This is a genomic window from Vibrio sp. A37 (genome assembly GCF_059777565.1).
On sequence record NZ_JBLNLI010000005.1, the window covers coordinates 62,366 to 74,907 of the forward strand.

Below are 12,542 nucleotides of genomic sequence, written 5' to 3' on the forward strand. Positions count from 1 at the left end.
TGCCACTAACCATTTATGTTCTAAATTAGCCCACTTTCATCAGCTTCGATTCAGAATTTTATAAATTGAAACTTTTAATCAGGAAAATAAGAAAACTAGAATAATTATCTGCTGTTCGCTGATAAAAGCGCCACTAATGAAAACGCATAAAACTACACACTCAACTAACTTCTGCAACACATAATGCATATTATTGCACTTTATAAGCAATCTAAGTCACCTAGAAAATGCTTACCAGTTCGAATAACAACGCATCGTTTTGGCTGCTATCATTTAGTTATATATATTACAAAGAACATAAATTTTAACCTTATGGCAACATATATATCTAATAATCAGGAATATACAGAATTTGTCATGATTATATTGACTTGCATATCTTTCACAATCTTGTCATATATAAGTGTATGTAGAAAAGTAAGGAAGCAATATGAGTAAGTTGTATGTCGGCTCTGAGGTAGGACAATTAAGGCGAGTACTTTTAAATCGCCCCGAACGAGCACTCACCCACCTAACACCATCCAATTGCCACGAGCTATTGTTTGATGATGTATTGGCGGTCGAAGCAGCTGGAAAAGAGCACGATGTGTTTGCAAACACCTTAAAGCAACAAGGCGTAGAAGTTCTTCTTTTACATGATCTATTTGTCGAAACACTCGAAGTACCTGAAGCTAGAGAATGGCTGTTAAAAACACAAATATCAGACTTTCGTTATGGGCCAACCTTTGCTAACGATCTACGTCGTTATCTTGCAGAGATGGATAATGAACACCTTGCCACTGTTTTGTTAGGCGGCCTTGCATACTCTGAGTTGCCCATTCAGTCTTCTTCCATGTTGCCAAAAATGCATCGTCCGTTAGACTTTGTCATTGAGCCACTGCCAAATCACCTATTTACCCGTGATACTTCTTGCTGGGTATACGGTGGTGTTTCACTAAATCCAATGATGAAACCTGCACGACAAAGAGAAACGAATCATCTGAGAGCAATTTACCGCTGGCACCCGGTTTTCGCCAATGAAGACTTTATTAAGTACTTTGGTAATGAAGATCTTCACTACGATAATGCGAATATTGAAGGTGGTGACGTATTGGTGATTGGTAAAGAAGCCGTGCTTATCGGCATTTCTGAACGGACCAAACCGCAAGGCGTAGAGAACCTTGCAGCTAGCCTGTTTAAACATGGTCAAGCTAAACAAGTAATTGCCATTGATCTTCCGAAGCATCGTTCATGTATGCACCTTGATACTGTGATGACCCATATGGATGTTGATACCTTCTCTGTTTATCCAGAGATTGTGCGTGAAGATCTCGATACTTGGCGTCTTACCCCAAAACAAGATGGCGGTATGCACGTTGAAAAAGTACCAAGCTATATTCATGCTATTGAGCAAGCATTAGGAGTAGATCAGCTCAAAATCATCACAACTGGCGGTGATAACTATGAAGCCGAGCGTGAACAATGGAATGATGCAAACAATGTACTAACGGTGAAACCTGGTGTCGTGATTGGCTATGAGCGAAATGTTTATACGAACGAAAAATACGACAAAGCAGGCATTACGGTACTTACCATTCCTGGTAACGAATTAGGCCGAGGTCGTGGCGGTGCACGCTGCATGAGCTGCCCTATTGAGAGAGATGGAATATAACCTCATTTACTAGCACCAATAAAAAAATGGTGACGTTACGTCACCATTTTTTATTTTAAAGCGGTTGAGCGATAAGTTAATCAGTACCACCCACCGTTATCGAATCTAACTTCAGGGTCGGTTGGCCGACACCGACAGGCACACTCTGACCCGCTTTACCACAAACTCCAACGCCTCGGTCAATACTAAGGTCATTACCAACCATTGAGACTTGTTGCATCGCTTCAATACCTGAGCCAATTAGAGTAGCGCCTTTAACAGGTTGAGTGACTTTACCGTTCTCAATCAAATACGCTTCTGAGGTAGAAAATACGAACTTGCCAGAAGTGATATCGACTTGCCCACCGCCAAAGTTAGGTGCGTACAGACCTTTCTCTACTGTTGAAATGATTTCTTCTGAAGTATGCTCACCTGGCAACATGTAGGTATTCGTCATTCTAGGCATAGGTAGGTGGGCATAAGACTCTCTGCGACCATTACCTGTTGGGTTAACACCCATCAAGCGCGCATTTAATTTATCTTGCATATAGCCTTTTAGAACGCCTTTCTCGACCAGTACATTATACTGACCTTCAACACCTTCATCATCAATGTTCACTGAACCACGTAAATCCTTAAGCGTGCCGTCATCAACAATTGTACAGAGATCTGAAGTCACGCTTTGACCGATTTTACCAGTAAATACCGAAGACTCTTTACGGTTGAAGTCGCTTTCTAAACCATGGCCAACCGCTTCATGTAAAAGAACCCCAGGCCAACCGGAGCCAAGAATCACTGGCATTGTTCCCGCTGGCGCTGCCACCGCCTCTAGGTTAACGAGTGCTTGTCGTATCGCTTCGTCAGCAAATTCATAGGCAACTTTGCTGCCTTGGCTATCGGTTAAAAAGTAGTCATAACCAAAACGACCACCACCACCAGCACTACCTCGCTCTCTCCTTTCACCTTTTTGCAAAAGAACGCTTATAGAGAGACGAACCAATGGGCGAATATCTCCAGCATAGGTACCATCTGTGGCAGCAACGAGCATTTGTTCATGGACGGCAGTCAAGCTTACAGAGACCTCTTGAACTAGTGGCTCTTTCGTTCTGATATAAGCATCCAACTGTTTGAGCAATTCTGTTTTTTGCTCTTTCTCCCAACTAGATAGCGGATTGACGGATTGGTAATACTCTGGATTCACATTGCGTCTAAAGGCTTGCACAGAACCGCTTTGCCCCTTCTTCGCAATGCCTCTTGCAGCAATAGCACTTTGTTTAAGCCCATCAAGTTGAATCTGATCTGAATAAGCAAAGCCAGTTTTTTCTCCAGCGACCGCTCGAACCCCAACACCGCGATCTATGTTAAAAGAGCCATCTTTAATAATACTATCTTCGAGTACTAAAGACTCATGCCAGCTAGATTGAAAATAAATATCGGCATAGTCAATCTGCCGAGTCGCGATACTTTCCAACGTGCTCGCAATATCCTGTTCAGTCAAACCCGCAGGCTTGAGCAACGCTTCTTCAACGCTATTTATAGTCATATTCTGCTCTTATTTTTCATTAAATTGCTGTCCAAAGCGGCTATGGTTACGAATTGGCATTTTACTTCTAACTTGCTCAATCATACTCAAGTCAATATCCGCAACCATGCTCTCTGATTTCTGGTCTAGCTGGGCCACGATCTCTCCCCACGGATTAATCACCATAGAATGGCCCCAAGTGCTTCGTCCACCAGTATGGGTACCTGTCTGGTTTACTGCCACAATCCAGCACTGAGTCTCAATCGCTCTAGCGCGAAGAAGTATTTCCCAATGCGCTCTGCCAGTTACTTCGGTAAACGCCGCCGGTACCAGTATTACCTGAGCCTCTTTATTAACTAACTCGGAATATAGGTGTGGGAAACGCAAATCATAACAGATTGTTAATCCTAAATAACCTACAGAAGACTCAACAGTAACAATCTCTGCACCTGGTGTAAAAATATCTGACTCGCGGTAACGTTGATGCTGATCTGCAACATCAACGTCAAACATATGCAGCTTGTTGTACGACGCCGTTAATTCACCACTATCATTAAACACCAACATCGTGGTGAACACACCATTTTCATGTTGAATAGGGAAACTACCAATCACCAACCAAACATTGTTTACCTTAGCGATGTGCGAAAGCTGTTTCTGGGTTTCACCCTGTCCTAGTCTTTCAGAAGCATTGTGATAATCTTGCTTGCTACCAAAAACCAAGGTGTTTTCTGGAGTCAAAATTAACTGCGCCCCCTGCTCAGACAATTTTTCGACTTGGCCGGCAATATAAGCCAAGTTATCGGCTAAACATGGACCTGAAGTCATCTGTATAACGCCAACACGCTTCATATCACCCCTCATTATTTCAGCTCTTCACGCAGTTTTTCTGGCAACTTAAATTCACCTTTACTACGCGAGATTTCAGTGACTTTTGGATTATCTAATGACCCTTTTACTGAATAATTTACTTGAGTAAAGACTTCTACAACTGGAGAGATAACCGTGGTAACCGCTAACACGTACAATGCGGTCACAGGCGTCACGGCAAATGCACTCAAAACTGGGATCCCTGATGTAATATCAGGGGTAAAGTTTACCTCTGCATCGACCATCTGGGTATTGAGGTTCGCTAATCCTTTAATCGTCATGACACCGGCAACGGCATCCATTTTTATGTCGTTGGTAACAAATACGCCATCTTTAATTTTTCCAGTTCCAGTAATCAAATTAAATGCCATCCCTTTATCGAACACACCAGTGAAATCTAGCTGCATTTTGCGAATGATGGAATCGAGACTAAATAAGCCCAATAAATTAGCCGCACCGCTAACGTTAGGAATGACACCTTTCCCAAGCTTAGTGTTTACTGTGCCATTTAAGGTATCAACTTGCATTGACCAAGGAGCGCCATCCCATTCCAGAGTCGAAGTGATATCAAATGGTGCCTTCTGGATGCCTGAAGTAATACCAAAACGCTGCATTAAGTCGCTGTTATTTTTTCCTTTAACGGTAATATTGAACTTAGTTCGATTGGTATCACCATTCAGCAGCCAATAGCCCGTCGCATCAACGTGATTGCTGCCACTGGATACAGACAACTTGGTCCACTCCAACTTATCATTCTTGCGTACTAAGTTTAGGTGCAGCTGCCCAACCCGATAACCTTGGAACCAAAAATCTTTAATGGCTAAGGTAATATTTGGTGCCGCTTTGTGGAACTCTCGATCAAAGCTAGAGATAGCCGCAGGCGTTTTGCTGTTTGCAGCTTCAAACAAGCTTTTATTCTTTTTCTTATCGTTCTCATCAAGCCCCGGGATATAGATTTGCAATCGGTCCAGCGAGACACTTAGATCATACGGGTCGATATAGTTAGCGTCCCCCTTAGCTTCTAAGCTATCTAAGCTCATATACCATCCCAGCGCTTTTCTTTTTGCACTAAACTTAACATCGTGCCAATCCAACGTTACATAGGTTAAGTTTTTTACATCCAGAGTGACTTTCTGCGGCGTCGGTATTTCAATTGAGCCCATCGTACTTGAGCTACCTGCTGCACTCTTTCCATTCTGAGTACTGTTTGAGGCTGAAGGAAACAGAATCTCTTGCCATTTATCTAGATTGAATTTATCCGTGCGAACGACAACACTGTTTCCAACCACAGGGCTCACTTTAAAGTTGCCATTTCCTACCAGAACATAGTTTGCCTTCAGCACCGGCACATCTTTACGGATGTCTATCTCTGTCTGATATTTGAGGTTTGGGATAGAAAACCTTGCGCTAATTGACTCTTGGTTCCCCGATACTTGCAACCTTGCTTTTTCTTCAACGCCACTTGCTTTGGTAAGCGGGTAAGGATACTGACTTGCGACTGTTTTCAGGTCCGCTTCACTATTGACTTGATAGGTGAATCCTGTGTCTTTCAGCTGAATATCAACTTGAGTACTCCAAGGTGCACTACCAGACAAACGATTGATCCATCGTTTACCCACATATGGCGCCAAAGGCTTGACCTGCCAATTGCCATCGAGATGAATTTTTACATCGTAAGCTTTACTACCATTCTCACCATTAAAGTTTAACTTTATGGGCTGATCGAGTAGGTTTGCTGTAAGCATCTTTGAATCGACCACATCATCGTCAAAGTTAATTCTGCCAGTTACCGAGGTCAAATCCATCGCAGGTGTTTTCACATGCACATGATTATCTTTCAAATCAGCGTATCCCCAAACATGAGGTTGATTACCGTTAAGAGGAATATCTAGCTGAAAGTCAGACTTAACTGGTCCATTAATTTGAATAGTTGTTAGGGCTGCACCAACGGAATCCACGAGAGGTGTCGCTGTCATATAACTCCTAACGGCATTCCCTTGTCCTTCGACCTTAGCTTGTAACTTCAAATGTCCATCTGCTGTTAGGTGTGCAATTTCTCCTTTAATGGATAGCGCTTTTACCCCTTTTAAGTCGGCATGAGTGGAATCCAAGTACATTGCGTCATTTTGAAACAGCAAGTTAAGTTGCAGGTCAGTGATAGCAGGCCATTTCGTGTCGAAGCTAAATTTGGCATCTTTGAGTTTTACCGATGCTTGAAAAATGCCATCGTGGGTCGTGTAAGGAAAGTCAGATAACCTACCATACCATAGCAACTGGGCGTTATTGACTTTACCTGCTTGGATAGCTTTAGAAAGATAATCCGTTAACCCATTCCCCAATGCCAAAGCTGGCAAATAACGCCACGTTTCTCCCGCGTTGTTTAAGCTTGCTTCGGTATAGAACGATAGAAATGGACTTTGATCGTTAGGCACATCGAGCTTGAATTCACCAATGACACTCATGTCAGGAGTTGTTACATCAACATTATTCGACCACAGTGACCAACCATTCTCTTCTTTTTGCCAAACAATTTTAACCTGGCCATCTTTAATGTTTAACGGCGCTTGAAATACGTCCCCATACGGAAGTTCGTCATTTTCGAGGCTAGCATCTACAACAGCTTGTTGCGCATTGCCTGAAATATTCGCTTCAAGGTGGTGTGTTTCAGGCAGAAGGTACCATTGAGACATACTGCCATTCGTTAATGATGCGGAATATTTTAGTGACTGGATAGTTTGCCCCATCGAGACTCGGATATCTTTCAAATTACCGCCAGGCTTAAGTTGATCCAATAACTTTGTCGTTGATTTAAAGCTAGGTACTAACTTAAACAATGGTGTCACAGTCGAGAGCGCAATCTGAGAGACATTGAGTCGCCACTGTTTAGGCTGCCAGTCAAATGCAGCTTCTAGGTGAGGCCACTTCTGATTGTCGGTTTTGATATCCAGTGATTGAGCAACGACTTGCCAGCCTTCCCCTTCAGGTGAAAGATTTAAAACACCCGAACTAATAGTCACCTGATGCTTCTTATCGCCCTTCCAAATGAGTTCTGAGGGCTCCAGCTTAACTAAAGCTTCGACAGGTTGACTTTTTTTCAAAGTGAGCCAGCTTTTGAAGCTCACGTCCCCCTTTTCAATGCCAGTCTCAAGCTTTAGATGCGTAGTCAGCCAAGGGGTAACCAAAACATTATGAGCGGATACGTAAAACTCACCGGATACATTACTAAGGGAGCCGTGATCTATAAAATTAGCATTGACGTGTAGTGAATTGAGCTTAACATCTGCAATACTTACAATACCTTGAAAGCGATGGTGACTACCTTGGTTTTTCCACCTAAGCGTATCGATATCCAATTTTCTCGCTCCACCATCAAGAGATTGATAGTAGACCGTAGAGTTTCTTAGAGAAAACCCGTCTAACTGGCGCAACAGTAATTGATCGACCGTGTGTAAAAAGCTTTGATCTTCACTAACATGGCCTGGCTTGTTGGAGGATGCACTATCTAAATTTATAGTGCGAATATCCAAATTTAACCCATTTACTCGAAGATCAGCGACAATAGGCTGCATTTTTACCAGAGAACGCCAAAAATCGAGCTCCACATCAATTTCATCAGCAGATAGCTTTACTTTACTGCCATCGGGTAACTTGGCAGAAAAACCCTGCAAGGAAATATATGGGTGTAAATTGTCCCAATATCCACTGATGTTTGAAGCATGAAATTCTAGCCCAGTGGTATCATTTAACCACTGAGCAATATCATTTTGAAAATAATCGAGATGCGGTAGTAAGACGCGGAAGCTAGTGATTAAAATAGCGAACAGAGTCAGCACACTAGCAAGAGACCAAAGAAAATAGCGCCATAAGCGCCGAAAAGTGCCTTTCACTGACTACCCTCTACATCATAACGACGTCGAATTGCTCTTGAATATATAAAGGTTCCGCTTGTACCTTTACTTCCTTACCAATAAATACTTCCAATTCAGCTAATGCGTGAGATTCATCGCCTTCTAAAGTTTCAGCAACAGCTGGGGAAGCATAAACAACAAATTTATCCGCATCATAAGCGCGGTTAACTCGAGTGATCTCACGTAGAATTTCGAAACAAACTGTCTCGACAGTTTTCACGCTGCCACGCCCTTCACAAGTTGGACAACTAGAACATAGAACATGTTCAATACTTTCGCGTGTCCTCTTACGGGTCATCTCAACCAAACCAAGCTGGGTAAAGCCATTAATATTGGTTTTAACTCGATCTTTTTCTAGCGCAGCTTCTAAAGAACTCAATACACGTCTTCGGTGTTCATCTGCAGACATGTCGATAAAGTCGATAATAATGATGCCACCCAAGTTGCGTAACCTGAGTTGGCGAGCGATTGCTTGAGTCGCCTCAATATTGGTGTTGAAAATCGTTTCTTCAAGATTTCTCCTACCAACAAACGCACCAGTATTGATATCAATTGTCGTCATCGCTTCGGTCTGATCGATAATTAGGTAGCCACCTGATTTGAGTGTTACCTTACGATCAAGAGAACGTTGAATTTCATTCTCAGTTTCGTACATATCGAAAATAGGTTTATCACCTTCAAATAGCTCTAGCTTGTCCGTTAACTCAGGAACATACTCTGAAGTGAACTCTTGCAGGTTTTCATATTCCAAACGGGAGTCGATTAGGATTTTATTGAGCTCTGTACCTACAAAATCACGTAAGATCCTTTGCGCGAGTCCAAGCTCGCCATATAAAGTCGTTCGAGTTTTGTATTTGGATTTGCGCTCTAAAATCTTTGACCAAAGCCTTTTTAAGAACGAGGCATCTTGAGAAAGCTCTTGCTCATCAGCCCCTTCTGCCGCAGTGCGAATGATAAAACCACCTAATTCGTCACAATAGTTCGCAACGACTGACTTTAAGCGCTCACGCTCTTGCTCACTTTCAATGCGCTGAGAAACGCCAACATGGCTAGCGCCGGGCATGAAGACTAAATAACGAGAAGGAAGGGTAATATCTGTCGTGAGACGTGCACCTTTTGTTCCAAGTGGATCTTTAACCACTTGCACAACGATATCCTGACCCTGACGAACCAGTTCAGAAATATCTCGCACTTGAAACTGCTGCTTTTCATTTTCTGACACACATTCAGTATGAGGAACAATATCCGAAGCATGCAAAAAGGCCGCTTTATCTAAGCCAATATCTACAAATGCCGCCTGCATTCCAGGCAGAACCCGGCTCACTTTTCCTTTGTAGATGTTTCCAACAATACCTCGGCGAGCTTCACGTTCGATATGAATTTCTTGAAGGCTTCCAGCTTCAATCATCGCGACACGAGTTTCACTCGGAGTGACGTTTAACAGCAACTCTGCACTCATAAGAGTACCTCTTTATAATTTATAAAAATTCGTGCAAGAGCTGGTCAGTTTCGTATAAGGGTAATCCAACAACAGCATGATAGCTGCCTTCTATGCGAGTGACGAATCGGCCGCCTTCTCCTTGAATTCCGTAACTGCCAGCTTTGTCGCATGGTTCCCCTGTATGCCAGTATTGTTCTATTTCTTGTTCTGACAGAGTTTTAAACCATACGTCGGTAATAACTACAGTAGAGCTGGTTCCTTGCTCTGATGCGACAGTGACTGCCGTCATCACTTGGTGACTTCGACCAGATAGCTGGGAAAGCATTTGCTTTGCGTCCTGCAAATCTTTCGGTTTTTCTAGAATATCTTTATCAACCACAACAATGGTATCTGAGCCGATGACTACCGACTCTGGCTCAATTGATAGGCCAGCCAGTGCTTTATCCTGTGACAGTCTATGCACATATTGACGGGCAGATTCGGCAGTTTGTCGGCGCTCTTCTACATCTGTCTTCAAGACAGTAAATGAGTAACCGAGCTGACTCAGCAGCTCCTTTCTTCTTGGAGAAGCAGAGGCTAATACTATCTTTTTATTCGTCATTTACTTCACATGCCAATGGCGCCGAACTCTTCTCATCAGTAAAAATAGCCATGGCCAAAGTATACAGTTGATCAAAGCGCTCCATAGTAATAATGGATTAAAAGTGACATCTCGGATCAAATATTCACCACAAAATATCAATATATCCAAAAGCATGGACAACAATGCGATCACAACCGCCTGCTGCCACAACGCCATATTTCGAAGCACCAAAAAGTTAAGCGCAACGAGATAAATGACTATTGACATCATCATACCGCGGATACCAAGAGTTGAACCTAGCAACAAATCCCAAAGTAACCCGACAATTAACGCCGTCCCGACGTTAACACGGTGCGGCAGAGCCAATACCCAATAGCATGTCACCAGTAGTAACCACGATGGACGAAGGATTTCTAATATTCCCGGCCAAGGGATAGTCTGCAATATCAGTGCGATTAAAAACGAACACCAGATAACGAGCTTACTTCTCAATACGTTATTGGCCATTACTAGCTGCCTCTGGTTTTTGCGCTGGATGCGCATTCAAGACTCTTTCCTGCCTGTCTTTATTTGGCCAGACAAGTAACAAGTACCTCAAACGTTCAAAGTCCACGACTGGTTTAGCGGTGATATCCGCGAATTCTCGCTTAGTATCTCGATTCACTGACGTCACTTTCGCAACCGGGTATCCCTCTGGATAAACACCACCTAATCCGCTGGTAACCAGAAGATCCCCAACGCGTATATCTGTACTGGTTGGGATGTGTTCAAGGTTGATTTGATCAACTTGACCTGTTCCTGATGCAATCACACGTATATCGTTACGAATCACCTGAACTGGAATGGCACTATTACTATCTGTAAGCAGTAGAACGCGACTATTCTGCGCAGAAACGTACGTTACCTGACCGACAATACCTTTATCGTTGATAACTGGCTGGCCAACGTAAACGCCATCTTCACTGCCTTTATCGATCACGATTTGGTGGCGATATGGCGTAGTGTCGACAGCCATTACCTCAGCAATCATTTTTCTCTCGTCACGTACATATGGAGAGCCCAATAACTTTCTGAGTCGCTTATTTTCTTCTTTATACTGATCCAGTAGAAGCATGTCACTTTTAAGCAGCAATACTTCATTTTTCAACTTGGTATTAGTATCGATTAACTTTTGTCTTGAGTTGAATCTCTCATAGAAGCCATCAAACATCGTCCTTGGTAAGTCAGCAGCGTATTGAATCGGAGCAACTAAGCTATTGAGGAAATATCGTACACTTGAGAATGCACCTAAACGACTATCAGCCAGCATAAGGCTGGCTGATATGACTATCGCTAAAAATAAGCGCAGCTGTAGTGAAGGGCCTCTGCCAAAAATCGGCTTCATTAAATTGAGATCCTAAATATCGGTAAAAATGGTCTGGTTGAATCGCAAATTGGGATTGCTCGCAAAAGATTACTCTTCGCTAAACAGATCGCCACCATGCATATCAATCATTTCTAGGGCCTTACCACCACCCAAAGCAACGCAAGTCAGCGGGTCTTCCGCTACAACGACAGGTATGCCTGTTTCTTCTGTTAATAAACGATCAAGATCTTTAAGAAGTGCACCACCACCAGTTAGAACCATACCGTTCTCTGAAATATCAGAGGCAAGTTCAGGGGGACACTGTTCTAGAGCAACCATTACCGCAGACACAATGCCTGTTAGCGGCTCTTGCAGTGCTTCTAGAATTTCATTTGAATTTAAGCTAAAGCTTCGTGGTACACCTTCGGCTAGGTTACGACCGCGAACTTCGATCTCTTGTACTTCATCACCAGGATAAGCTGAGCCGATTTCATGCTTAATTTTCTCAGCTGTCGCTTCACCAATTAAGCTGCCGTAATTACGACGAACATAGTTAATGATCGCCTCATCGAATCGGTCACCACCGATACGAACAGATGAAGAGTATACGACACCGTTTAATGAGATAACCGCTACTTCAGTCGTACCACCACCGATATCGACAACCATTGAGCCCGTTGGCTCAGAAACTCTCAGGCCAGCACCAATTGCAGCAGCCATTGGTTCGTCGATAAGGTAGACGTCACGGGCACCAGCACCTAATGCAGACTCACGAATTGCACGACGTTCTACTTGAGTTGAACCACAAGGTACACAAACTAGCACACGAGGGCTTGGCTTAAGAACACTATTGTCGTGGACTTGTTTAATAAAGTGTTGCAGCATTTTTTCAGTAACATAGAAATCAGCAATCACACCATCTTTCATTGGGCGTATTGCAGAGATATTGCCTGGCGTACGCCCCAGCATTTGCTTTGCTGCATGACCAACTGCCGCTACACTTTTCCCAGGCCTAGAGCGGTCTTGACGGATAGCGACCACAGAAGGCTCATCTAAAACGATTCCCTGTCCTCTTACGTATATCAGTGTATTGGCTGTACCTAAATCGATGGATAGGTCATTTGAAAACATGCCACGAAGTTTTTTAAACATATTCTTCGTTCGTCCTGCTAGAAAATTAGAAGATAAAAATTTGCACTAAATGTACCAATGCCTTGCCATCTCAGCAAGGCAAAGTCGCACA

9 protein-coding genes are annotated in these 12,542 nt (G+C 43.1%); 1 reads left to right on the forward strand and 8 read right to left on the reverse strand.

Annotation, left to right across the window (positions count from 1 at the left end):
• Window positions 1–430: 430 nt before the first annotated feature.
• On the forward strand, window positions 431–1,651 hold the full coding sequence (arcA, locus tag ACM2FC_RS10385; RefSeq protein WP_498480846.1) for an arginine deiminase: 1,221 nt from the start codon (window positions 431–433) through the stop codon (window positions 1,649–1,651).
• 76 nt (window positions 1,652–1,727) lie between these two features.
• Here arcA and tldD read toward each other — a convergent pair whose 3' ends face one another.
• The 8 genes from tldD to ACM2FC_RS10425 form a co-directional block, all read right to left on the reverse strand.
• The gene (gene tldD, locus ACM2FC_RS10390) at window positions 1,728–3,173 is read right to left on the reverse strand and encodes a metalloprotease TldD (protein ID WP_498480847.1); all 1,446 of its coding nucleotides are present in this window, start codon (window positions 3,171–3,173) and stop codon (window positions 1,728–1,730) included.
• 9 nt (window positions 3,174–3,182) lie between these two features.
• A complete protein-coding gene (locus tag ACM2FC_RS10395; protein WP_498480848.1) occupies window positions 3,183–4,004 on the reverse strand; it encodes a carbon-nitrogen hydrolase family protein in 822 nt (273 codons plus the stop codon).
• Window positions 4,005–4,015: 11 nt separating this feature from the next.
• Window positions 4,016–7,909, reverse strand: coding sequence for a YhdP family protein (locus ACM2FC_RS10400; protein ID WP_498480849.1), 3,894 nt, complete (start codon window positions 7,907–7,909; stop codon window positions 4,016–4,018).
• A gap of 10 nt (window positions 7,910–7,919) precedes the next feature.
• Entirely contained in the window at window positions 7,920–9,389 is a 1,470-nt protein-coding gene (rng, locus tag ACM2FC_RS10405) for a ribonuclease G (protein WP_498480850.1), read from the reverse strand.
• 19 nt (window positions 9,390–9,408) lie between these two features.
• On the reverse strand, window positions 9,409–9,972 hold the full coding sequence (locus ACM2FC_RS10410; protein WP_498480851.1) for a Maf family protein: 564 nt from the start codon (window positions 9,970–9,972) through the stop codon (window positions 9,409–9,411).
• Window positions 9,973–10,461, reverse strand: coding sequence for a rod shape-determining protein MreD (gene mreD, locus ACM2FC_RS10415; RefSeq protein WP_237363095.1), 489 nt, complete (start codon window positions 10,459–10,461; stop codon window positions 9,973–9,975). It lies immediately after the preceding gene.
• Window positions 10,451–11,338 (reverse strand): rod shape-determining protein MreC, encoded by an 888-nt coding sequence (gene mreC, locus ACM2FC_RS10420; RefSeq protein ID WP_498480852.1) that lies wholly within the window; start codon window positions 11,336–11,338, stop codon window positions 10,451–10,453. Before mreC ends, mreD begins: the two co-directional genes overlap by 11 nt.
• 69 nt (window positions 11,339–11,407) lie before the next feature.
• Window positions 11,408–12,451: a rod shape-determining protein gene (locus ACM2FC_RS10425; protein ID WP_250611064.1), complete on the reverse strand. Its 1,044-nt coding sequence runs from the start codon at window positions 12,449–12,451 to the stop codon at window positions 11,408–11,410.
• Between the last annotated feature and the right edge of the window lie 91 nt (window positions 12,452–12,542).

Bases quoted from the DNA above. Each gene is read 5' to 3' on its own strand.
- ACM2FC_RS10395 (WP_498480848.1), bottom strand. From the start codon at position 4,004: ATGAAGCGTGTTGGCGTTATACAGATGACTTCAGGTCCATGTTTAGCC.
- mreC (WP_498480852.1), bottom strand. From the start codon at position 11,338: ATGAAGCCGATTTTTGGCAGAGGCCCTTCACTACAGCTGCGCTTATTT.
- ACM2FC_RS10425 (WP_250611064.1), bottom strand. From the start codon at position 12,451: ATGTTTAAAAAACTTCGTGGCATGTTTTCAAATGACCTATCCATCGAT.
- tldD (WP_498480847.1), bottom strand. From the start codon at position 3,173: ATGACTATAAATAGCGTTGAAGAAGCGTTGCTCAAGCCTGCGGGTTTG.
- arcA (WP_498480846.1), top strand. From the start codon at position 431: ATGAGTAAGTTGTATGTCGGCTCTGAGGTAGGACAATTAAGGCGAGTA.
- ACM2FC_RS10410 (WP_498480851.1), bottom strand. From the start codon at position 9,972: ATGACGAATAAAAAGATAGTATTAGCCTCTGCTTCTCCAAGAAGAAAG.
- mreD (WP_237363095.1), bottom strand. From the start codon at position 10,461: ATGGCCAATAACGTATTGAGAAGTAAGCTCGTTATCTGGTGTTCGTTT.
- rng (WP_498480850.1), bottom strand. From the start codon at position 9,389: ATGAGTGCAGAGTTGCTGTTAAACGTCACTCCGAGTGAAACTCGTGTC.